At 50.1% G+C, this 24,113-nt stretch carries 19 protein-coding genes and 1 pseudogene; 7 read left to right on the forward strand and 13 right to left on the reverse strand.

Features of this window, described 5'->3' with window-relative positions:
• The first annotated feature begins 129 nt into the window (after positions 1-129).
• On the forward strand, positions 130-699 hold the full coding sequence (locus tag WC959_06110) for an LPP20 family lipoprotein (GenBank protein ID MFA5688703.1): 570 nt from the start codon (positions 130-132) through the stop codon (positions 697-699).
• A 63-nt stretch (positions 700-762) separates the two neighbouring features.
• Here the strand turns inward: WC959_06110 and hisC are convergent, their stop codons facing one another.
• From hisC to WC959_06125, 3 genes are all read right to left on the reverse strand, one after another.
• Entirely contained in the window at positions 763-1,809 is a 1,047-nt protein-coding gene (gene hisC / locus WC959_06115) for a histidinol-phosphate transaminase (GenBank protein ID MFA5688704.1), read from the reverse strand.
• 86 nt (positions 1,810-1,895) lie between these two features.
• On the reverse strand, positions 1,896-3,299 hold the full coding sequence (hisD, locus tag WC959_06120; protein ID MFA5688705.1) for a histidinol dehydrogenase: 1,404 nt from the start codon (positions 3,297-3,299) through the stop codon (positions 1,896-1,898).
• Between the two features lie 76 nt (positions 3,300-3,375).
• Complete coding sequence (locus tag WC959_06125) at positions 3,376-4,116, reverse strand: TlyA family RNA methyltransferase (GenBank protein MFA5688706.1); 741 nt, start codon at positions 4,114-4,116, stop codon at positions 3,376-3,378.
• A gap of 68 nt (positions 4,117-4,184) precedes the next feature.
• On the opposite strand from WC959_06125, the gene WC959_06130 reads away from it, so the two are divergent.
• Together WC959_06130 and hemW are read left to right on the forward strand one after the other, a co-directional pair.
• Positions 4,185-6,263: a hypothetical protein gene (locus tag WC959_06130; protein ID MFA5688707.1), complete on the forward strand. Its 2,079-nt coding sequence runs from the start codon at positions 4,185-4,187 to the stop codon at positions 6,261-6,263.
• On the forward strand, positions 6,229-7,329 hold the full coding sequence (hemW, locus tag WC959_06135; GenBank protein ID MFA5688708.1) for a radical SAM family heme chaperone HemW: 1,101 nt from the start codon (positions 6,229-6,231) through the stop codon (positions 7,327-7,329). The genes WC959_06130 and hemW overlap by 35 nt, the downstream gene beginning before the upstream one ends.
• Positions 7,330-7,496: 167 nt before the next feature.
• Here the strand turns inward: hemW and WC959_06140 are convergent, their stop codons facing one another.
• From WC959_06140 to WC959_06160, 5 genes are all read right to left on the reverse strand, one after another.
• Positions 7,497-8,108 (reverse strand): NUDIX hydrolase, encoded by a 612-nt coding sequence (locus WC959_06140; protein MFA5688709.1) that lies wholly within the window; start codon positions 8,106-8,108, stop codon positions 7,497-7,499.
• Positions 8,109-8,373: 265 nt separating this feature from the next.
• On the reverse strand, positions 8,374-9,027 hold the full coding sequence (locus WC959_06145; GenBank protein ID MFA5688710.1) for a hypothetical protein: 654 nt from the start codon (positions 9,025-9,027) through the stop codon (positions 8,374-8,376).
• A gap of 69 nt (positions 9,028-9,096) precedes the next feature.
• On the reverse strand, positions 9,097-10,119 hold the full coding sequence (gene floA / locus WC959_06150; protein MFA5688711.1) for a flotillin-like protein FloA: 1,023 nt from the start codon (positions 10,117-10,119) through the stop codon (positions 9,097-9,099).
• Positions 10,120-10,122: 3 nt separating this feature from the next.
• Positions 10,123-11,262, reverse strand: coding sequence for a polymer-forming cytoskeletal protein (locus WC959_06155; protein ID MFA5688712.1), 1,140 nt, complete (start codon positions 11,260-11,262; stop codon positions 10,123-10,125).
• Positions 11,263-11,276: 14 nt separating this feature from the next.
• A complete protein-coding gene (locus WC959_06160; GenBank protein MFA5688713.1) occupies positions 11,277-11,747 on the reverse strand; it encodes an NfeD family protein in 471 nt (156 codons plus the stop codon).
• Between the two features lie 301 nt (positions 11,748-12,048).
• On the opposite strand from WC959_06160, the gene WC959_06165 reads away from it, so the two are divergent.
• Positions 12,049-13,422 (forward strand): MATE family efflux transporter, encoded by a 1,374-nt coding sequence (locus WC959_06165; protein MFA5688714.1) that lies wholly within the window; start codon positions 12,049-12,051, stop codon positions 13,420-13,422.
• Between the two features lie 46 nt (positions 13,423-13,468).
• Here WC959_06165 and WC959_06170 read toward each other — a convergent pair whose 3' ends face one another.
• From WC959_06170 to WC959_06180, 3 genes are all read right to left on the reverse strand, one after another.
• Positions 13,469-16,534 (reverse strand): UvrD-helicase domain-containing protein, encoded by a 3,066-nt coding sequence (locus WC959_06170; protein MFA5688715.1) that lies wholly within the window; start codon positions 16,532-16,534, stop codon positions 13,469-13,471.
• A gap of 122 nt (positions 16,535-16,656) precedes the next feature.
• Positions 16,657-17,136, reverse strand: a complete 480-nt coding sequence (locus WC959_06175) for a 6-carboxytetrahydropterin synthase (protein ID MFA5688716.1) — start codon at positions 17,134-17,136, stop codon at positions 16,657-16,659.
• 36 nt (positions 17,137-17,172) lie between these two features.
• The gene (locus WC959_06180) at positions 17,173-17,583 is read right to left on the reverse strand and encodes a transcriptional repressor (protein ID MFA5688717.1); all 411 of its coding nucleotides are present in this window, start codon (positions 17,581-17,583) and stop codon (positions 17,173-17,175) included.
• Positions 17,584-17,800: 217 nt separating this feature from the next.
• Here WC959_06180 and WC959_06185 point away from each other — a divergent pair.
• Positions 17,801-18,052 (forward strand): annotated as a pseudogene (locus WC959_06185) (integrase core domain-containing protein).
• Here WC959_06185 and WC959_06190 read toward each other — a convergent pair.
• Entirely contained in the window at positions 18,009-18,212 is a 204-nt protein-coding gene (locus tag WC959_06190; GenBank protein MFA5688718.1) for a hypothetical protein, read from the reverse strand. The pseudogene WC959_06185 and the gene WC959_06190 sit on opposite strands and share 44 nt — an antisense overlap.
• Before the next feature lie 571 nt (positions 18,213-18,783).
• Entirely contained in the window at positions 18,784-19,611 is an 828-nt protein-coding gene (locus WC959_06195) for a helix-turn-helix transcriptional regulator (protein MFA5688719.1), read from the reverse strand.
• Positions 19,612-19,724: 113 nt separating this feature from the next.
• Here WC959_06195 and WC959_06200 point away from each other — a divergent pair, with 113 nt between their 5' ends.
• Both WC959_06200 and WC959_06205 read left to right on the forward strand, forming a co-directional pair.
• Positions 19,725-22,247 carry a hypothetical protein gene (locus tag WC959_06200; protein MFA5688720.1) on the forward strand — a complete coding sequence of 841 codons (2,523 nt, stop codon included), beginning with the start codon at positions 19,725-19,727 and terminating at the stop codon, positions 22,245-22,247.
• Positions 22,248-22,398: 151 nt separating this feature from the next.
• On the forward strand, positions 22,399-24,108 hold the full coding sequence (locus WC959_06205; protein ID MFA5688721.1) for a hypothetical protein: 1,710 nt from the start codon (positions 22,399-22,401) through the stop codon (positions 24,106-24,108).
• Positions 24,109-24,113: the final 5 nt, after the last annotated feature.

Raw genomic sequence — 24,113 nt, forward strand, 5'->3', positions numbered from 1 at the left:
TACAACTGATTGAAATATATTGGACTTCCAAAACATATTCAGCATTCTGCTTTCATTTCCGGTTTATTTTATTGTTTGCGCTGCGCCGGCGAAATAGTTATTTTAATTATATCTATCCAAGGAGTTCTTATGAAAAAAATTCTAATCTCAACAACATTCGCTGCTATCACTGTTCTCATCGCCGCCTGTTCCAGTACACCGAAGCCGGCGGCTGTTGCGCAAATTCCGGCGTATGAAAAAATGCAAAGCAAAGCCGGTGACGCGCGTAAAGCCGGCGGACTCGCCGTTGTTGGACTCGGTGAGTCCAAAGACCTTGATCTCGCCATTCGCAAAGCCAAAGCTAATGCGCGGCAGGAACTGGCGCAAATGATCAATATTAAAGTCGAATCACTCGAAAAATTTTTCCTCGAAGAAACCGGTCAGGCCGCAACAGCGGAAATCCTTTCGCAGTTTAGCAGCACCGCAAAAATCCTTACCAGTCAGGAACTTTCCGGCAGCACAGTAGAGGAAGTAAAAACTGAAAAAACCGGCAGCACTGTGACCGCATTCGTACTGATGTCGCTCGATCCGCAGGTGATTGCCGACCAGCTTGCGAAACAGAAAGAGCTTTATACACGCTTCCGTTCATCCGAAGCGTTTAAAGAACTCGACAGCGAAATCAAACGCTACGACGAGTGGAAAAAATCGCAGGGATTATAATAGCACGGATGTTCCGTGTGTTAAACAGCCGGTGAGATTTGTTTGTTCGGACAGATTGCTGTTTCACCGCCCTAAAATTTCTTCAAGCGCAGCAGCCAGTTCTACAATCTGCGTATTTGTGCCGACGGTAATGCGCAGATACTCTTTGGTGCGTTGGCCGTCAAACCAGCGGACAAAAATATTTTTTTTCCGCAGCGCGTCAAAAATTTTCTTTGCGCCCGGTTTCGGCGGTTTCGTCCAAACAAAATTGGTTTCAGACGGATATACATTGAATCCAAGATCGATCAGCTCCGCCGTTAACAGCGCGCGTGAATCTTTTACCGCCGATGTAATTGCTGTCATTGTGTCTTCGTCGAGAATCGCGACGCGCGCAATTTCTTGAGTCAGACGGTTTACATTGTATGAATCCTTAATTTTATACAGGGCATCGATCAGCGGTTCGGCGCCGACGCAATAGCCAAACCGGATTCCGGCGAGTGCATAGGATTTCGACAGCGTACGCGCAACCAGAACATTCTCATATTTCGCGGCAAACTCCATGCAGTTTTCGCGCGCAAAATCGGCATACGCTTCGTCGATCACCACCACACCTGAAAATATTTTTATAAAATTTTCAATATTTTCTTTTGGGTGCAGCATGCCGGTCGGTGCATTTGGATTGGTCAGGAAAAAAACTGATGACGAATAATTTTCGGGCATTTGCCATAAAAATTTTTTATCCAGCTCCACCGGTCGCGTTTCAATTTCTTCAATCTGCGCCAGCACCGGATAAAGTGAATAGGACGGATCGAAATAGCCGACGGATCCGTCGTGTTCCGCAAATGCGCGGATACACAGCGCCAGAATTTCGTCCGACCCGTTTCCGGCGAATACATTGCCGATGCCAACAGCGTGCTTTTCGGCAATCACCCGCCGTACATCCATACACAGCGGATCGGGATATTTTGCCAGCTCCGCCACATCAATTTCATTCAGGATATCGCGCACAAACGGCGAGCAGAGCCACGGATTTTCATTCGTATTCAGCTTGATAATTTTATCGCCCTGCGGCTGCTCACCCGGCACATAGCCGTCCATTGCTTCAACAGATTTTCGAATCAGATTTTTCATACTTTATTTAACCACGAACAACCTCGGTGTAGAAAGGCCGCAACAAATAAAACAAAATCGGTGTGGTGAATGATTTTATTAAATAGTTATTTTTCAAACCGGATGGTCGCAGCGCGGGCGTGGGCGTCGAGGGTTTCAACGCGGCCGAAGGCTTCAACCACCGGTGTAACAGCTTTTAGATCTTCTTCCGTATAATGAATGAGGCTGATGCGCCGCCGGAAATCATCCACTGTCAATCCTGAGAAATAAGCTGCCGTTCCGCCGGTCGGCAGCACATGACTCGGACCGGCGGCAAAATCGCCAACGGATTCGGGCGTCCACGGACCAATGAAAATTGCACCGGCCGCAGTGATTTTTTTTGCCACGCGCTCCGGATTTTTCGTCATAATTTCCATGTGTTCCGGCGCAAAACGGTTACACAGCTCTATTGCCGCATCCATATTCGGCGCGACAGCCAGCAGGCAGCCGTTCGCCAGCACCTTTGAAACCGGCTCCTGCCGTAAAAGTTTTGCCGACTGCACGTCAAGTTCCGCGCGTACCGCCGCCGCAAATTTTTCTGACAGACAGACGAGCAGAACTTTCTCGGAGCCGGAGCCGTGTTCCGCCTGAGAAAGCAGATCCGCTGCAACGTAGGCCGGATTGGCGGCGTCATCCGCGAGCACTGCGATTTCACTTGGACCGGCAACCATATCGAGCGCCACCTCACCGTAAACAATCCGTTTTGCCGCTGTCACATACGGTCCGCCTGGCCCGACAATTTTTTGAACTTTCGGCACCGATTTCGTGCCGTATGCCATTGCACCGATCGCATGAATTCCTCCGACTTTATAAATTTCTGTCGCGCCGGCGAGCTCTAATGCATAAAGAATATAGGGATTTACTTTGCCGCTTTTTCCAGCAGGCGAACAGGCAATACGTTCCGGTACACCGGCAACCTGAGCGAGCGTAATTGTCATTAACGCGGTAGATGCGAGCGGCGCGGCGCCGCCGGGAATATAGGCGCCGATGCGGTCGAGCGGCACATACTTTTCACCGAGAAATCCGCCGTGCGGGGAGGGCATCGTCCAGTCCGGACGCAAACCGGCCTGCGCAAATTCACTAATCCGTTTATGTGCCTCTTTGGCGGCGGCTTTAAATTTGGCATCGACCTCGCACGCGGCGGCAGCGATATCCTTTTCGCTCACGCGCAGCGTGCGCGGCGTTACATTTGATCCGTCAAACTGGTTCGCGTAGCGGATCACGGCGACATCTCCCTGCCGTTTAATATCGTTCAAAACTGTCGCGGCGATCTGATCCGCATCTTGTTCTATCGGCGAGCGCCGGATAAAATCTTCAACTTTTTTGGCGCGTCCATTCGGGACATGCTTAAATATGGGTGCATCAGTTCTCTTCATAATGCCGGCAGTGTTTTCCAGCCGGCGAAAAAAATCCAGATAAAAGTAGCCGGTTTTTGACAGGAAGAGGTGATTCTGAACATACCGGGTCTTCATCCGGCAGAGGATCTGCCGGTGACTGCGGATTTAAAAGATACGGATTGTGTTTGGGTGTGTGTTCATGTTTTTCGTATCACAACTCTTTTTTCCACCATGCTAAAAATTCAATATTTCCTTTCGGACCTTTGATGGGTGAGACGGTGACTCCAAGCCAGTGCAAATTTAATTCTTCGGTGCCGAAACGGCGGATTTTTTCGATGACTGTTTCATGAACTGCCGGATTGGTAATTACACCGTGTCCTCTATCAGCCTCCGTTTTGCCGGCTTCAAACTGCGGTTTGATTAACGAAACGATTTCGCCGCCGGAGCTTAAAAGTTCTTTTACAGCGGGCAGTATATTTGTCAGCGAAATGAATGAGGTGTCGATGGATGCAAAATCGGCCGGCTCGGCAATGTCACCGGCAGTTAAATAGCGCGCATTGATGCCTTCCATCACAATCACGCGCGGATTTTCGCGCAGTTTCCAATGCAACAGGCCCTTACCGACATCGACAGCGTAAACTTTTTTTGCCCCGCGCTGCAGCATGCAATCGGTGAACCCGCCGGTAGACGAGCCGATATCGAGACAGATTTTTCCAGCGAGCTGGATCGGGAATTCATTCAGTGCGCCTTCCAGTTTTTCGCCGCCGCGACTGACGAACCGCTCAGTTTTTTTCAATTGAACAGGATGATCCGGTGCCAGCATCTGCCCCGGTTTCGGGGCGGCGCAGTGTTCGACGATAATCTGACCGGATAGAATCAGTCGCTTCGCTTTTTCGCGACTCTCGGCGATGCCCCGTTCCGTCAGCAGCTGGTCAAGTCGTATTTTTTTCATGAGTTGCACCGGGTAAAATAAATTGATAACGTATTGACTTATTTCTGAACATTTGTAAAACGGGAAAAATGATGAGAAAAGCTCTTTGCCTGGTTTTTCTGTTTTCTGCTGCCGGATTCTGCGACCTGCCGATTTTGCGTACTTCACTCCGTTCTGCCGGAATTGATGTGGTTCAGGCGCAGGCGCGTGCAAATAATCCCGAAGCCATGATCGAACTGGCATTGCGTTATTATGCCGGATATCAGGTGGACCGCAATCCGGCGGAGGCATTCAAGTGGATGTCCGCCGCCGCCGGATTAGACGAGCCCGAAGCCATGGCATTGCTGAGCCGTATGTATGCCGGCGGTATCGGAACGGAAATTGATCCGGTGAAATCTGAAGAATGGTTTGCGCGTGCGCTAGCCGGAAAGCCGCACGATGTGCAGTTACAGGAACAATATGCACAGTTGATTGCCGAAAAAGACGGTGATCCCGAAGCATTGCTGGATTTTTTGAAGCGGTGCGCCGATGCCGGACATATTCCGGCATTGACGGCATTGAAACGGCCTGAAGCGATTAAACTATATGCACAGGAGGATTACGAAACTGCCGCCGGAATTTTTAAAAACCTTGCGGCCGCACAGGATCCGGTGGGGATGTATTTTCTTGCCCGGATGTATTTTCTGGGACTGGGCGGTTTGCCGCAGGACGAAATTGAAGCGATCGATTTTTATGTAAAAGCAGCAGAAGGCGGCAGTGTCGGCGCACAGTATGAACTCGCGCGATTGTATGAATCGGGCACGGCGGTTGAACAGGATTCTGAACGCGCCGCATTCTGGTTCGAAAAAGCTGCTGCAAACGGCCATGCCGGAGCGCAGTATAAAATGGCGGAAATAAAATTTGCTGAAGCCTGCCTGTGGCAGGAACGGACCGATACTCATGCAAAACGGGAAGCAGCGGCGGCATTGACGAAAGCAGTGGACTTATACCGTCTCGCTGCTGCCGCCGGAAATTCCGGTGCACAGTATGCTCTCGGCCGGCTGTATGCGTCCGGTGAGGGTGTTGCGCGTAATCATGAAGAAGCGGTGCGCTGGTATGACTCCGCCGCCGCACAGAATCATGCGGATGCAATATTTTATCTTGGCCTGATGCATCACGCCGGATTCGGCGTTCCGCGTGACCCTGAACAGGCGGCGGAATTGTACAAAAAAGCCTTCTCCGCCGGTTCGCGCGGAGCTGCATTTTACCTCGGTAATTTGCACCGTTCCGGAACACTGGTTGAAAAAAATCCGCGTAAGGGCGCCGATATCTATCGTAAAAAAGTTTTAGACGGAATAACCGCCGGTGATGAAAATTCGGTGTTATTAAGAGATATATGGGTTTTACGGGCTGCGCTGGAATACGGAATTATTCAGTTCCGGCGCGGCGATGCGGATGCTGCACAGTGGATCAGCCTTGCTGCCGGTGCCGGAATTTCCGGAGCGCGTGAAGCATTGGTCAAAACAGCAATGGAACCGGCGCCGGAGCTCCTTGAAACAACGGTTGCGCCGATGAACGATGCGGTTGAGCTTAGACGCGATCAATCCATAATTTTTCCGTGCATTGAAGAACAGCACCGGAAAATTTTTCCGAACGTTCCGTTACAGCGCGTAATTCACTCAGCGATTGAGCGTAATACAGCGACGGATTTTTCCGGTAACAGGCAGTGGGGATTGATCGTTAATTATAAATCACCGGTTATTGATAAAAACGTTGGACTGAATGGTGTCATACAGGTCGGCATTGAATTTGAAGATACGAAAACCGGTGCACAATACTGGTCGTTTAATCGCCTGGCGGATCCGCGCACGGTTTCCAGCGGCGACGTTGTTACGGAACTCTCGGTATTTTTGAATCTTAATGGATACCCGAATCTCCGTCTTAAAAACTGGCTTGTTGAATACGGGCATCTTTTCAGCGATGAGCGGCTCTTCGGAATTTTAGATGCCAAACAAAAATCAGGAGCTGCCGGAACACTCGAGCAGATGGCATTTAGAAATCGCGCAACAAAGCAGATTCCGGCTACGATTGTTGTTATAGAAGATCTTTCAAGATTAAATTCGGGCACTGTCGATTCTGCTGTTCCCGGATCTGATGGAGAAGAGTCCTCGTCATTTTTCGGTTTTTAAAATGTCCGGCCTTTATATTCACATTCCGTTTTGTGTACGGAAATGTTCTTACTGCGCATTTTATTCAGTTGCCGCACCGGAACATGAAATCCAGTCGAAGTTTTTTGCAGCACTGCGGAATGAGCTGCAAACACTGCCGCCGGAATTTTCGCCGGAAACCGTTTTTATCGGCGGCGGGACACCCACAGCTGTTGAATTCGACCTACTGCGCGATTTTCTTGCCGGGCTGAAACGGTTTCATCCGGCGGAATTTTCCTGCGAAGTCAATCCCGGTACCGTCAATACCGCAAAACTTGAACTGTTGAGGAATTCCGGCGTGAACCGGATTTCAATCGGCGTACAGTCATTCAATGCCGGAAATTTAAAACTGCTCGGGCGGATTCATTCTGCGGCAGAAGCTGCCGCCGCAGTCCGCATGGCGCGCGCCGCCGGATTTCAAAATATCAGTATCGACCTGATGTTCGGGATTCCGGCGCAGACAATTAAATTATTAGATGCCGATCTTGACCGGGCGCTTACTCTGTCGCCGGATCATATTTCAATTTATAATTTAATGTATGAACCTGATACGCCGCTGACCGCACGGAATCCGGAGCGGCTCGCTGAAGAACTTGAAGCCGAAATGTATCAGCATATTCGCCGGCGGTTGGTAGGTGAAGGTTTTGTACATTATGAAATTTCCAACTTTGCCAAGCCCGGCTTTGAATGCCGGCACAATCTGCTTTACTGGAACGGCGGTGAATATATCGGCTGTGGACCGGCGGCGCACTCGCACTGGAACAATGTTCGTTACGCCAACGTTTCCGATTTAAACGATTATTGCACTTCCGGTGCGCGCCGTGAGTTTGAGGAAAAACTCACACCGGAACATAAAGCGCGTGAAACATTTGTAATGAGTCTGCGGCAGATTTCCGGTGCCGGAATTCCTCCGGAATTGATTGAGCCGCTTACGCCGGTGCTGCAAAAATTAAAATCCAACGGTCTAATCCAAATATCCGGCAATCATGTCCGTCTGACCGAATCCGCACTTTTTATTAGCGATTCTGTGTTTGCAGAGCTGATTTAATTTCCGAGAATTTTTATCTGCGTAAATTCTGTTAATCCTGTCAAAAAACTTTTCCGATTTCAGCGCGCCCGGAAGTTACTCTCCACCTTTCTTGTGTCTTTTGCCTCTTTGCTGCCCGGCATTCGCCGTGCCCTTCTTCCAAATCATGTTTTTTGTGGCTAACAAAATCAGTCGAAATCCGTCGGCATATCTGGATTTTTCAAATGTTCAAAAAACCGGTGGATCTGTTTCTCGGTGACACGCGCCGTTGAAAGATCCGGTGGAATATTATTTTCGTCAAAAAAATCAATTTCACTGATTTCACAATTTAGTTGCGGTTTCCCGCCGGTAATTTCGCACAGAAAAAAATGTTTATACACCGTGCAGGGGTGGGGCGGCTGGTGTCCCTGCGTGTCGCGATCATACACCGCCAGCAGTTTTTTAACTGACACGTCAAAGCCGGTTTCCTCCCGGACTTCGCGCGCGGTTGCGACTGAGGGTGCTTCATTCACATCCGCCCAGCCGCCGGGAATTGTCCAGCGGTCTGCGTCGGCAACCTCGCGCGCCAGCAGAATTTTTCCGGTGCGGAAAATCACGCCGCGTACATCCACCTTTGGTGTCGCATACCCGAATTCCGCCTTATTAAAATTCAGAATTTCATCCACCGGTAAATTAGAAATTTCCGAAAGCATTTCCGCTGCAATTTTTCCAATTTGTTCATATCGCTCGCGGTTATACCGGTCTTCCCCAAAATGCAAGCCTGTCTGACTGATCGCCTGCAGTTCCCGGATCCATTTCATTTGATTTGAATTTTTTATTTTAAAAATTTTATTTTTACTTTAACCGCAAAAAAACGCAAGGAATACAAAAAATAAACCACGAGATACACGAAAAGACTAACCGCGGATAACACGGATGGAAACGGATGTTTTTACAAAAAGGTAATGAAAAAAAATCGGTAGGGCTGGCAGTCCCTTGCCAGCCGCTGCACAAGCGGAGTTTTTAAACAGAAGATCGCCAAGACCACGAAGAAAGAAAATCAATATTCATAAAACACAGTTTTTTTCATTCTAATGCTTTCGGTTTGCTGAAAATAATGTGACTGAGCATAGCGCGGCGGAGAGCGGGGCGGTCGGAGGAGCTGATGAGTTTTTTGCCGGCAGAGCTTTTCCCACCGGCGGAATTCCCGTTGAGAAAACAGAGGTTCATTGCCGGTAGTTTGATTGCCGGAATACTGCTGCGGAACTGACTCATTGTCGGATGGACGTCAATTTTAGGAATCTCCACCGGCGCCGGCATGGGAGCCGGTTTGGGGATTTCACGCAACAGCGGTTTGATGTCCGGCAGTTTTTTGATGTCGCCGGATGTCCACGGACTTTTTGAAACAAATGCCGATTTTACAGTTTCCGGCGCTGGCTTGTATTCCGGCGGCGCATAGGACCCGGATTCGATTTCTTCATCATCAGAATCGACCTCTTCCAGATCTGTAATGCCGGCGAGTTTTTTAAGCATTTCGGCGAATGGGTCAGCCTGTTTTTCCGGTGCGGATTGCGGCGTGCTGCGGGCTGATTGGTTTTCCTGCCGTTTCTTTTTGGCGGCGCCGGCAGCGAGCTGCACGACGCCCCACAGCAGTGCGATGACAATCCAGATGAAATCTTCCATCGCCGCCAGCGGGAGATGGAAGATCGGGGTCGTGGAAATCTGGAGCATTGGAGTCATGGTTTTTCCGGGGGCAGGGCGCGCTCGATGAGCGCGCCGCACGGACGGTTCATCGAACCGTCCCTACCATTAACTTTCCTTTTTTGTTTCGTCGCCGCCGGCAAGGGACTCGCGCATGGAGGTGTCGGCCATGACGTTCTGCATGCGGTAGAAATCCATTACGCCGAGGTTGCCGTCTTTGAATGCCTGTGCGATGGCGAGCGGAACCTGTGCCTGCGCTTCGATCACTTTTGCCTGCATTTCCTGTACGCGGGCGCGCATTTCCTGTTCGGCGGCAATGGCCATGGCACGGCGTCCTTCAGCTTCGGCCTGGCGCATTTTTTTGTCGGCTTCGGCGCGTTCGGTTTCAAGCTGTGCACCGACGTTGGCGGTGTTGGCGGTGCCGGCGACGCTTACGTCGGCAATGTCAATGGAGACAATTTCGAAGGCAGTTTGCGCGTCGAGTCCGCTTTCGAGCACTTTGCGCGAAATATGGTCGGGGTTTTCCAGTACATTTTTATAGGATGCCATGGAGCCGACCGCGCTGACAATGCCCTGTCCGACGCGTGCGATGATGGTTTCTTCAGTGGCGCCGCCGACGAGCTGCTCGATATTGGTGCGGACGGTAACGCGAGCTTTGATGAGCAGACGGATGCCGTCTTTTGCAACGGCATCGAGAACAGTAATTCCCTGGCGCGGATCGGGACAGTCGATGACTTTCGGATTTACGCTGGTGGCCACGGCGTCGAGAATATCGCGGCCGGCGAGGTCGATGGCGGCGGCCTGCTGGAAGCTGAGTTCAATGTTGGCTTTATCGGCAGCGATCAGCGCCTGTACCACGTTAATGACGTTTCCGCGCGCGAGATAGTGCGATTCGAGCTGATCAGTGGAAACGTCAAGTCCGGCGCGTACGGCCTGAATACGCGCACGGACAATCAGCGCGAGCGGCACTTTACGCAGGAACTTCATGCCGATCAAATTATAGAGTTTAATCGGCGCGCCGGAACCCCACGCCTGAATCCAGGCGGCGATCACCGACAGCACGACCATCGCGAGTACAAATGCGACGATGAGTACAAATATCCCGAGAATGAGTCCGATTCCGGTTGGCATAATTTATTCCTCCGTTAATATTTGATTTTTCTGTTGAGTCTCTGTTTGTGCCGGGCGCCTGATGACGAACACCGGTTGTTTGAAAAGTGCGAGCGTGAGTGCGCCAAGCCCGAAGACGGCGGCAACGATTATGACAATACCGGCGATCGGAATCACTGCGGTAAGTGCGTAGAAAACGGCAAGTCCGGCGGCAAGCGGCGCAATTATTTTCCGGCGCGACATTTCATTGCGGCGCAGCACGGCAATACCGATCCACAGCGCGACAATGATGCGGCTGAGATAAAAGAGAATGCCGTAAAATGCGGCGAGGAGGAGTCCGGGCGAAAATCCGATGAGCGAAAACAGCAATGCAAAAATTATGAGCGGGATTCCGGTCAGCGCCGCAACTCCGGCCAGCATGCATTTGGTGCGCGAACTGCGCAGCAGATGGACGGAGGTGACAGTGTAATGCGGAAAGAGGGCGTAAAACAAAATCCCGGTGAGCAGTGCTGCGAGAAAATAGATGCTGTGCGACAGCAGGTCATGCCGGAACAACGGCGCCGGCGGTGAAAATGTACGGTTTAAATTTCCGGCAAGATGCACGGATGATGAAAGGATGAGTTCGTGCGGAGCGGTGTAATGAAGATTTCCTCCGAGTACGGCATCGTGCAAGACCACGATATCCTTCGCCGCGATGGTTATATCGCCGGAAATTTTTCCGCCGACTGTTACGCGATTGGCGAAAATTTTAACGTTGCCGCCGATGGTTCCTTTGATGATTACGTTTTCGCCGTAGCACAACACATTTTTTTCTATGGTTGCTGTCGGTTCAATAAGCACACTGCTTCCAACGGCGGTGAGTGATTTTTTCAGTGCGCCGGAAACGGCAGCGGTGCGTCCGGCAACGCGCAGTGTTTCAGTGAAATTTCCGCCGGCGATAATCTGATCGCCAATACTCCATACCGCACCGGAAAATTTTCCGTGCAGATCCACGGTGGATGCAAGAACAAAGAGATCCTCTTCCGCCGTTCCGTCGAACTGCGCTTTTCCTGCACTGATCCACATCTCATTGCGCAGCGTCTCGCCGGGCCCGCTGATAAATTCTTCACGCTGAACAAATTCCGCTGAGAATAAATTTCCGGCGAGCAGTATTAAAAAAAACAATAAAACCGGCTTCTTCAAATCTGCCTCACATAAATCCGGTTGCCTTCCACTTTGCTGATTTCAATGGAAGCATTCTGTTCAATCCAGGTGCTGTTTGCGATAACGTCGGCGCGCCGGCCGTCAAGGAGAGCTTTGCCGGCGGGGCGTAGATCGCTCAGCGCCGTTCCCCGCATACCGGTTTTCCACTCCGAATCTGTTTTCCCGGTGATGGCGGAATTCTGATTCAGCGCCAGCGCACGGCCGATCGGACTCTTGGGAAAGAATTTCATCCAGAGGAAAACGGCGAGGGCGGTGAGTATCAGAATCAGCAGCAGACTCAGCCAGCCAAGCACCGGCGGAAAAACAGTAAAGCCGATTATTACAGCGGCAATCAGTGCCGCCGCACCGCAAATGCCGAGAATTCCGCCCGGCACGAAAATTTCGGCGCCGATTAAAAACAGACCAGTGGAAAGCAGTGTAAAGTACCAGCTCATTACGGCGATCATAGCTATCCACCGGAATGATGAAATGAAAAAGCGCTTAAATATGGGTCTGGCATTCCTGCCTGCCCGTTATTTTTCCGGCATTGGGAATTTACCGCGGATCAAACAGATATTGTAAATGAAAGGAAATGGGGTTTTGGCTTCCGAATCTCTTCTCCTTTTTAAATTATTCGTTTATATCCGCGATTCGAAGAAAGGCTCGTCAAAGGCGGGCAGCGAAGCGGCAAATCCGCGGTGCAGAACTCCGGCTAAAAAATTTTGTCTCGACCCGCTGTGCCGGTACGGCACAATCAGAGCAATTTTTATGAAAAAGAAAATTGATCTGACCGAAGGGTCGCTCGGGCGGCATATTCTGCGGATGACACCGCCGATGGTGCTGGGGTTCCTATCGATGGTGATTTTCAATATATCTGATGCGTGGTTTCTTTCACGGCTCGGAATCACATATCTCGCCGCGATCGGTTATACGTTTCCGCTGGTGATGATTTTTCAGAATATCGGCATGGGGATCGCGCTGGGAACGGCGTCATGTGTAAGCCGCGCAATCGGCAAAAACGATACCGATCACGTCCGGCATCTCACCAGTTACAGCATACTGCTTGCCGCTGTGGTATTAGTCGTTATGTCGATCGCCGGACAGTTGCTGCTGCGTTATCTGCTGGAAGCGATGGGGGCCAAGGGTGAAACATTCGCCGCCGCACAAACCTATATGCGCATCTGGTTCTGTTATGCTCCATTTGGCATTCTGCCGATGATCGGTCATAACGCAATGCGCGCCACCGGCAATACGCTGCAGCCCGGACTGATTATTGCGTCGGGTGCACTGCTGAATTTAATTCTCGATCCGCTGCTCATTTTCGGCATCGGAATTTTTCCGGCGCTCGGTATGGCCGGCGCATCGATTGCGACAGGAATTGCGCGGCTGTGGATGCTTATCTGGTGTTTTTCGCTGCTGTATTTTCGGTTTAATCTGCTCTCATTTCAGTGGACCGGCGTGCGCAAAATGCTGGAAGCGTGGCGTGATGTGCTTTATGTCGCCGCGCCAGCTGCCGCGACCAATATGCTGATGCCGGTTACTAACGGAATTATTTTACGCATAATTTCCGGCTTCGGGCAGCATGCGATCGCTGCGACGACCGCCGGACAGCGCATTGAAGGAATCGCGTATATGATTCCGATGGCGATGGGCAGCACGCTTGTACCGATCCTCGGGCAGAACTGGGGGGCGCGCCGGCTCGATCGCGTGCGCGGCGCATGGATTCGCACAAACTGTTACGGTAGTGTATATTCTGTTCTCTGTCTGATTCTCGTTTTCTTTTTCGGGCGGCAGATTGCCGGGATTTTCAGCCATAAACCTGAAGTGAACCGTCTGATTGTTATTTATCTGCGCATCATGCTCTCCGGCGCGATCATGCTGCACATGCTGGTTCACAGCGGGTTCGCTTTTAACGCCATCGGCAAACCGATTCATGCATCAGTCCTTACCGCTGTGAGGCTGCTGCTGTTCGTGCTGCCGCTGGCGTGGCTCGGCTCCAAACTCGCCGGCGTGGCGGGAATTTATTTCGGTAACTCGCTCGGTCATGTTCTCGCCGGCACCGTCGCTATTCTCTGGTTTTCCGGCACACTCAGGAAAATCAGAAAAAACGAATTAGCGGATAAGCAGATCAATAAATTATAGGATTAATTCATTCTGGTAGATAGGCAAAGTATCGGCAACGATTTTCTTATAATTCGACTGTTTCCACCGTGTCACGAATTAAAATCAACGTAGCTGAAACCGGCGCACCATCATGCAGTTTTTTCACCGCGTCCTGATATGTATTAAGTTGCGGCGCATAAATTTTACGCGCATTTTCCGGCGACTCACCGGAAAATTTATAATCAAAAATTTTCCATCCGGCGGGAAACCTCACCAGCAGATCAATCGTGCCGTCGATAATGAAATCATCATGCTTCAATACAAACGGATATTCGACAAAAAGCTGTGTCGCGCCGGCAGTCGCGGTGCGTAAAAATTTGCGCGTTGCCTCAAGCTGCGGAATCAGCAGTTCTGTTTCTACTGCACCGGTTTCCGCTTCAAACAACTTTACCAGCGCCGGAATTTCACCATTCCAGTTATTCTTGGCCAGTTCTTCTAACACAGTATGACCCAGTGTTCCGAATAATGCCGGATTTTTTAGTGGCGGATAATAAGCAGCAAGTGGATGATCCTTTTCTTTTTCTATTTTAACCAATTCCGTCACTGTTTTCCGCTCAACTCCCGCCGGAACTTTTAATGGAACAAATTTGACATCCTCAACCCTGAGCCCTGAATCCTGAGCGCGGAACTCTATTTCCGGTATTTCTGAAAATTTCCGAATCTTCAATATATCTGTGCCGGCGTTCGAAATAAATTGTTCTGATTGCTTTAACCAGCCGGTCGGCTTTGATGTGCCGGCGCCGGAAAAGACGATCAGATCGCGCGCGCGCGTCATCGCAACATAAAACACATTTGTCTGCTCCAGCTGCCGGACGTCTTTGTCGGCAGTGCGCGCGGCATCCCAGCCCGGCGTTTCCATTTTTGCGCCGGAGATTCCGGTGATATTCATTTCAAGTTTTCCGGCATCGGTAAACTGCGCGAAGAACGTATTGCTCATATCTCCGAAACTGATGTCCGGCACAAAGCAGACGCGTTTCGTTAACCCTTTTGCGCCGTGCGCTGTCATAATCGTTACGGCGTTCTGCTCCCGGTCCGGCAGCAGCGCTTCTGCCGCACTGCCGCGCGGCGGCGTTTTAATGGCTTTTTCAAACCGGCGCACCACATCCGGCAGCAGCGTTTGTCCGCCGCGTTCCGCGGTGCGCAGCCAATCGAGCGCCTTTTTAAAATTTGCCAGGCTTTGTCCGCCGTTGGAATTTCCAGCGAGCACAGCGTCGAAGGCCGTTTCACGAACCGCATCACGCACGAGTGCCGACGCCGTTTTTTCGCCGATCAGTTTTCGATAGCGCAAAATCCGTTCCGCCGCCGGAACTCCGCTTTCAAAGAAATTGCGGCGCAGGATTTCGCGGTCAAACGTCTCTCCGTTCCAGCCGAACGCAACAATCTGTTCATCAGAAAGCCCGGCAAACGGCGAACGCATAGTTCCGACCAGCGCCAGATCATTTTCCGGCTCGCACAGCGTTTGCAGGAATAAAAGCATATCGCGTACTTCCTGCTGTTTAAACAGCGCAGCGCCCTTGCCGCCGGATGTATACGGAATATCTGCTTTGCGCAGCGCCTGCTCCAGTATCGTCTGGTACTTCGCCCGCCTTAATAAAATTAAAATATCGCCGTATTGTACCGGTGCCTTTTCAACGAAACGTTTTGCCTGTTCATCATAGCCGAACTCCGGGCACCACGCGTTCTCGTGAACCAATAACTTAATCCGGCGCGCGACCGCCGCCATTTCTTCGTCAGTCGAACAGTCTTCAGAATCCGGCGCGAGAAATTCAACACACGCACCTTTACCGCTTTCTGTCAGAGCATTTAATTCCGGTGCCGGTTCCAGCGCAGCGTTGTGATAATCAGGATATAAACCGGCGAACAGTTCGTTCACTGCCGTCAGTACGCGGTCTTTGCTGCGAAAACTTTTTTTCAATGCAACCTGTTTTAATCCGCCGCGCGCCGCCATCAGTTTTTCAATATCCGGCATCACATCCGGATCAGCGCTGCGCCATGCATAAATCGACTGCTTGCGGTCGCCGCAAATCACCAGATTTGTTTCCGCACGCCACAGTGCTTTAATAATTTCAAACTGCACGCGCGACGTGTCCTGAACTTCATCGACAATGATCCAGTCAAAACTTACGCCATCCGGGTTTCGTTTTAGCAGATCGCGAACCAGCAGGAGCTGATCGTCAAAATCCACCGCATCGCGTGCGCGTTTCACCGCTGTAAATTCTTGTGATGCGGTCGACAGACATTGCGCAAACGCTTTGAACATGTCGAACTCCTGCGCATAAAAAAATTCAGCAAGAAACTGTTTTTTCAGCGCGGATAACTCATCCGACAATGCTTTGTTTACACGTCCGAATTTCGGGAGCTGCGCAATCATTTTCACATTGGGGAAATGATCAACCGCCGCCTTTAGCCGTATTTCAGCTTCCATTCCTGTTTTCGTCGTTGTACCAAGCGCACAGAGTTCATCATAAATTTTTTCAAAATGAATCCGGTCGACTGTATGTTCCGGCGGCGGAAGCAGCGCTCCAGCATCTGAAAGATCCAGCCCGCGGCTCGCCGCTTTTTCAAGCAGTGCGCGCATGGTTTTAATCACGCTCGAATCAAAGTCGCCGAGCACTGAAAGTCCGGCGCAAAACGTACGGAAATTCGCATCGGTTTCGAGCGCTTGAATTATTGTCCGGCGCAGCACATCATTGAGCAGAACATCGCGCGCATCGTCGTCCAGCGTTTGAAAATCCGGCGACAGGCCGGCGTCCAGCGCGAACTCGCGCAGAAGTCCGGCGCAAAATGCATGAATGGTTGAAATGTTTGCCGCCGGCATCGACCGCAGTGCGCGCCGTGCTATCGCCGCAGTTTCATCGTCGCCGGAATTCAGTGCACCGGTTTCAGCGGCGAGCAGTTTCCGGGCGACGCGTGCGCGCAGTTCGGCGGCGGCGTTATCTGTAAATGTCATCAGTAAAAGCTGTTCCGCCGGCACCGGCGCGCGGTTTTCCGGCAGATGTTCGTGGGCTGACCCGAGCACCAGCGCCGTGTACAGCTCCGTAACCTGCCACGTTTTCCCCGTCCCGGCGGAGGCGTTGAAAATCAGATTCATCCGGCAAGCGTAATATGTAACAGATCATGCGCGCCAACAAAAAATCCGGTATTCCGGCGAACAAAAAACTCCGCCTGAAATCAGGCGGAGTTCCGTTTATTCTGATTGCTGCAAGTGAACGCTCAGAATTTCTGGGATGCGCAGTTGTCGCCGGAAACGAATGTCATCTTTTTGATGTTGAGCTTATCTTTCAGCAGAAAATGAAAGGCTTCAATCAGGTTTTCACAGGTGGCAACTTTTGAAACCACCACCAGACGGCATTCCGGATAGGCTTTGGCAAGCTCATTGTCAAACGGCAGTCCGAGCATGGTATTCGTGGGCGCTCCGTTGCGGATTCCCTGCTTTTCGTAAGCGGCAAGCACTCCGGGCAGAAGCGGATCTTCTTTCTGCAGAATCAGAGCATGATCGAAATTTTTCAGATAGTCCCAGGCGATTTTCTTGATGCCGTTGCACGGATAAACAAATCCGGTGCGGGCATCGACGTCGCCGGCGACTTCGATCGTTAATAATCCTGTGTGTCCGTGCAGATACTGCGCCTCGCCCTCATAACCGAGAAAACGGTGCGAATACTGAATGTTGAGTTGTGTGATTGATCTGGCCATACTGTCCTTCCTTTCTGTTTTTGGGTTTCCTGTCTTCTAGCGGCATTTACTGCAAATGCCGGAAATTCTCAATTCGATCTGCCGGATTTCTCCTTTGACGGCATCATCCGGCACCGTCATTTTCTGTGATAAATCAAAGTCAATAATCGTGCCGCACTGTTCACAGACAAAATGTCCGTGGGAATCCGTCCGGCTGTCGTAGCGCGCATTCTCGATATGATCCAAGCGGTTTAAAATTCCGCACTGAGAAAATTCATTCAGAATCCGGTATACACTTTCACGGGTAACGGTCGGTGCGGTCTCGCGCACATGATTCCATACGGTATCCACACCGGGGTGAGAAAGGTTGCCCCGCATAAAGCCGTAAACCGCACGCCGCTGGATGGTACACTTCCAGTTATTCCTGCGGCAGATCGCCGTAAATTCTCTGTCAATTTCCTGTTTCACAAATATCGGCTCTGATTTTTAAATAAATGTAATATTTATTTATGGACGATCAAGACCTTTTTAATACATTTTTTTGAATAGAAAATAATTTCCGGTATTTCTGAATTTTCCGGCACTTGTACGCTCTTCCGTGATGAACCAAAATTTGTGAAATATATTTTGTATAACCCGCAGCCATTCATCCCCGGTCTTTTAAGACCGGGGATGAATGGCACCCACAAACGGGCAGATTGAGCGGATGAACTGAACATTGAAAGAGGCAACGGTGAAGCGTTATCACTACGGAACCCATGATCAGCTAAAAGAACATATACAGACCTTTGTGACGGCCTATCACTTTGCCAAACGGCTCAAAACATTACATGGCCTCACGCCATACGAATATATCTGCAACATCTGGACTTCTGCTCTGGATCGCTTTAAGTTTAATTCGTTCCACTACACTGTGGGACTAAACAATTACGGTTGAAAAACTGACGCACCCATTGGGTATCAAACGCATGTTCCCGGTCCGGGATACCTGCCTCCGCCAACACCGCAAAATATTCTTTCGGCCAATGCGGATTTGAATTAAATGCCACCGGTTTCCTGAGCAACACCCGCGGATGTTGCTCAACAACTTTTTTCATGCACGGAATGCTATACGACAACCTGAAATAAAAAAATGAAAATATCAGACAAATCAAAGTTGAAATCAACCCCAGCGGACCGTAGCCTCCAGGAAATGAATGACGTAGAATAACTGTTAGGCACCAAATGAGGTTTCTGGGGGAGACGTGGTTATACTTCGTACCAAGCTATCTCGCATCATCTTTCTAGCCAGTATCTTGGTGTCGTTTATCGCGATTCATTTCACCAGCGTACTCGATGGAATCGGCGAGGAGCTTGTCGGGAAAGGGGGACGCTGCGCTCCCCCTTACATCCCCCCTCTATCGAACGCATTCATCCCCGTGGCAAGCCACGGGGTATTCTGCGACAGATTTCGATAAAATTCGTCAAAACTCACCGCTGTATTCGCCCGTCTATAATTCCCCAGCCGCTACAGCATTCTCCAGGATCTCAGACATCGGCACCTTGATGCCTTTGCGATTTGTTGCAGGAGTACCACGGTAATATTCTTTTCCCTGTGCTCGATTGTTCAGGAACGGGGACGAGTTGTTCACAAAGCGCAGATACCGGTAAACTCAAATAAGCAGCACTCTAAAAATCAGTTTTTTTCCGGAACTCTTCAGGAGTCATTCCCATTTGTTGCCGGAAAATTCGAAAAAACTGGGTGTAACTTCCAAAACCGGAATCCATTGCCAGTGTGAGAAGGTCGTATTTCGGGTGTTTAAACATGAGATTGATAAAGCGGTCGAGTTTTACACGGTTACGAAATTCGGTAATTGAGATACCCATTTCCTTTTTGAACATGCGGCTGATCTGGCTCGGGCTGATATTGAATTCACCGGCGAGAACGTCAAGATTTTTATGATCATTGGAATGAGACAGCAGATAGATAATTTTTTGGATGTGTGGCGACACAGGCTGATGAATATTGATTGTAGCGTTTTCATGAAAATCTTTCCAGAGTCCGGCAACGAGATATCCTAGCCCGAGCCGGTAAATGACAGGATGAGTCTTTTGTTGTGCGGCAACATCCGGTAGAAGTTTTTCATATAGACGTGCCGTTGCGAGATGGAAGCGGCGGCAGAAATATTCCTGCGGATCGCGGGCTTTCAACGGCATGAGATAACGGCTTTTACACAGCGTGTTTAAAAAGGATTGCCGCACTGTGATATTCCACATCTGGAAGTCAGAACTGCGGTCATACAGAACATGTTCCTGTGCCGGAAAGAGAAATACGATTCCGCGCGCCTCCAGATTATAAATGCGGTCGTTAACGTTATATTTTGCCTGTCCGCGTTCCACAAAATTAATTTCGAGGTGCTCATGATGATGCGGTGCAGCAATGGTTTCCGGCGCTTCATGGCGCGTGATGGATCCATATTTATCATCTTTGTGCAGTATCAGTGTTTCTTTCGGCATACCGGCTCCTTGCGCAAAAAATGCAAACAGAAGTTTTTTAAATGTAAAGTCCGTTTTCTTGCGGTGCGATAATTTTGATTCGAACAATAAGAATTTTAACGTGAGGATTGATAATGGAAATGAACGGAAATTTTTCTACTGACGGCAAAGAATTTATTTTAAACGATCCATTGTTACAGCGGCCCTGGATGAATGTGCTGTCTAACGGGCGCTGGTGCTATGTTGCGAGTCATCTTGGCGGCGGCTATTCTTTTATTGATCAGCCGAATGTCGGACGCATTACGCGCTGGCATATTGACGGCGTTCCGCGCGATACCGTTGGGAAATTTTTATTTCTGTGCGATGAAAAATCTGGCGACTGGTGGAACGCGAACGGTTATCCGCCGTTTGATCCGCTGGATTCATGGCGCTGTCATATCGGACTTGGTTATAACCGGATTGTTTCGGCGCATCATGGAATTGAAGCGGAGCAAACGTGGTTTACGCCGATGCCGGATGCATCAAAAACCGGCACATTTGAAGTCGGTGATGCATGCTTGATTTGGACGGTTCAACTTAAAAATACCTCTGACCGGGAACGAGAAATCTCTGCAACATCATATGTGGAGCTGGCACCGGGCAACTGGTTTGAAGACACATCGTGGCGCGAGTTTTATACATTGATGCAACGGCAGGAATTTAAGGATAACACATTGTACAACCGCTCAACGCTCTGGGTGAAACATACCGGCGGCTGGCAGGCTCAGAATTCAGATGCAAACAACATTCCTTTTGATTACGCAGTTTTTTTGAACAGTTCGGCACCGGTGGATAGCTATGAAGGTGATCGCTATCAATTTATTGGTGCGTATCGCGATTTAAAGTCGCCGCAGGCAATGGAACAGAAAACACTTTGCAATGTTGTCGCTACGGGGCGTGATGCCTGTGCCGCACTTCGCAGCCGGTTTGTTTTACAGCCCGGTGAACACATCGAATATGTTTTAATTCTCGGTGCGACTCCGGTAGATTCACGAGATGCATCCGGTTTGTATGAAAAATATAACACGCCGGAAAAAGCGCGTGCAGCATTTGAAAACCTGAATGCATACTGGAACAACGTGATTTCTTCTCCAATGGTGGAAACGCCGGATGGCGATCTCAACACGATGGTGAATATCTGGTTTAAATATCAGGGTGCAATTCTCTCGTGGTGGAACCGCAATACAGGATACTGCTATTCCGGTATTTATAATTACGGCGTTCGCGATGCCTGCCAGGATGCTGTTTCCCGTCTGAGCCAAGATCCGGAATGGGTGCGTGGATTGATCCTGAAAAAAATCATGATCTGGCAGTTTGACGACGGCGATTATGCGCACAACGGCAATTTCATGAATATGTTCGGTGCGCGCACATTCCATTCCGACGACCCGTTAAACCCGCTGTTCATCGTGGCACACTACTGCCGTGAAACCGGCGACTTTTCAATCCTTGATGAAAAAACACAGTGGGTAAATCCGCAAACCGGAATTTCCGGCGATTCAAAAAAACCGGACGCATCAATTTATGAACATCTGATCGCCGGAATTGAGTTTTTCTGGAGTCAATTTTCGGACCGCGGCCTACCGTTAATTCTGAAAGCGGACTGGAATGATGCGCTCGATCAGTGCGGTAAAACTCCGGAACTGGATGAGAATAAAAATATTATTCCGGGAACATCGGGACAGGCGGAATCTGTAATGCTTGCGGGCTGGGCATGCATTTGTATAGAGATGTTTTATGAATGCATGGAAAAAGCTGGGGATTTCCAGCGGCTGGAAATCTATCGCCGGAAAATCGCAGAGCTAAAGATGCGTGTAAATGAACTCTGCTGGGACGGCGACTGGTACCGGCGCGCGACGCACCATTCCGGCTGGGTTCTCGGCACAAAAGAGCAACTGGACACCGGCGGAGCATTTTTCGGGAATCCGAATGCATTTGCAGTGATCGCCGGAATTGCCGATGTCTCGCGCATAGAAAAAATAATGAACAGTTTTGAAAAATATCTGGACACAGAATATGGTAGCCGCTGTTTTTATCCGCCGTTTGCCGAACCGGAAAAACGTGCCGGAATTATCAGCCGGTTTGCGCCGGGAACGAAAGAAAACGGATCGTTGCAAGGGCATAACAGTCGCTGGCGGATCTGGGCGGAATGTACGGCCGGTCGCGGCGATAAGGCGTATGAAATTATGCGCACGATGCTGCCAAATGTACGCTGGAAAGAAGACGGCGAAAATTATCTGATTGAGCCGTATGCCGCATGCCAGTTTATCTATGCGCCGGAAGCAGATCACCCCGGTGAGGGGTCGCACTCCTGGGCTACAGGAACAGCGTGCTGGACGCTGTTGAATGTCTGGGAGCATATGCTGGGTGTCCGTCCTGAATTAACAGGATTACGGATCGACCCATGCCTTCCATCAGAGTGGGAGAATATTCGCATGATACGGAAATTCCGCGGATGTGAATACACTATACAAATCCAAAAACCGAGAGGGATCTGCAAAGGAACGGTATCGTTGACTGTAAATGGGCAGGAGATTGACGGAGATATTATTCCGATTCAGGAGAGCGGTAGTATATGCGCAGTGAATGTAGCGATCAAATCACCAGCAGTCCGTTAGAAAGAACAATCATGACTCAGCGCGAGCGTATCTTAACTGCACTGAATGCCGGTCTGCTAATCGGACTTTTGCAAGTGCTGGCAGAAGATACGCGCAGGCAAATGAAATTACGGTTTTTGAGACAGTGGTACACGACGGAAAGTAAAAATTAATGAAACAAAACACAGTTGTTTTTGATGTTACGGGACTGGACTGGTGGACGGAGCTTTACACCGTTGAAGCAGTACAGGGACTTGCTAACCGGAGCGGCCCGCAGATAATGTTCGGCCCAAGCGATTATTCTGCCGCACAGGATCGTCCCGGCTCACCGTGGAACGAAAACTGGATGCACATTTATTCCGAGCGTAACGGGATTACTTTCGAGCCGTTGCACGGGCTGCTGCCGCTGCTCGACCGTTTCAAACATCTGTTTTCCGGAATTGTTGTTTACGATCCTAAAATTGACGGAACGCGCTGTGTTGCAATGACGCTCGCCGGAACAGATTCTCTGCTGCCGGTAACAAAAAAAATGCTGGCTGGGGAATCGCCGGAACTGAAAGGAAAGTTGAATTTTCAAACATTGGAAAACTATCTGGGACTTGAGATCAAAGAAGATTTAACCGGCCGGTTCCGCGACAGTGTTGACGTGTATGCATGGGCGCTTGAGCATGTCATGCCGAAATGCAACCGGCGCTGGGCGCATACACCGTCAGGGCCGGATGTCGACGGGCTGTATATCGGCCTCGGTCCGTTTCGCAGCTTCGACTGGACGATCGCAAACAAAGGTTTCATTTTTAATTTAACGCTAGGTTACGAGGATCAGAGATCTTTCGGCGGCATTGTGAAAGGTGACAAACGGCAGGCGGATATGTACCGCCGGATTCTGGATGCACTCGAAGCGCCAGCATTCATTTTCGGTTATGGCGAATTTGAATGGAGCTGGTTCATGTTGGTCGGTGAGAAAGGGCATTATTATCTTCATTGGGGAGATAACATGAGTTTTCACGCCAAAGTTTCGCCACGCAGTAATGTGCTTCACCAGAAATTCCAATGTCGGGAAGATGAAATAGACCGTTCCGATCGGCGTTACCGGGTTTGTTTTATCACCAGTGAAGGTGACACAATGAAAGGTCCGGTGCCGTTCTTTTTCGGAAGCTGGAACGATCCGCAGCGCGGCGCCATCCCGATAAACTGGACGCTTCCGGCGATGATGTCGGAATTCCCGGCGATGTTGGAATATTATTATGAAACCGCGACCGCGAATGATTATTTCGTGGCGTTCGATATTTTTAATTTCAAAATGCCGACGTTCACAAAATTTTTACAAGAACATGCAGCACGTTACAGACAAACTGATTTAACAGTGCCTGTGCTGACAGAGCGCTCTAAAAATGATACCCGGCTGAATGAATTTGCAGAAGCTGTAAAACCGTCCGGCATTGCATTCATTGAATGGCTTTCTCCTGGTCGCGCGGCGTATCAGCGTAGACTTCCCGATGGAACCCCGGTGGTCTGCTGTTCAGACGATTTAGGATACTGGCAGGCAAAAATCACCGGATCCTGGGGATCGGAATGGACCGATGACATTAAAGATCCGGTAAAGCGTTATATACTGATCGAAAAACTGATTCGCAATATTGAACAGGCTGCGGAACAGCTTTTGATGCCGGGGCCGGTGATTGTATACGGTGACACGCACCGCTGCGGTGAGCTGTCCGCATTTTATGCAGATGTCACTGCAGCGCTTGATTCACAGCGGTTTAAAGTTGCGCGACTTGACGAAGCGCTGTTCGCAGCACGCATCATGCTTCCCGACCAAATTGAACCCCCGGAAACGGATGTTCCGGAAACCAAAGCAGCACTGCTTGAAATTCATAATTAAGGAGA

The sequence above is a fragment of the Kiritimatiellales bacterium genome, from assembly GCA_041656295.1.
In the GTDB taxonomy this organism is placed as follows: Bacteria; Verrucomicrobiota; Kiritimatiellia; order Kiritimatiellales; family Tichowtungiaceae; genus Tichowtungia.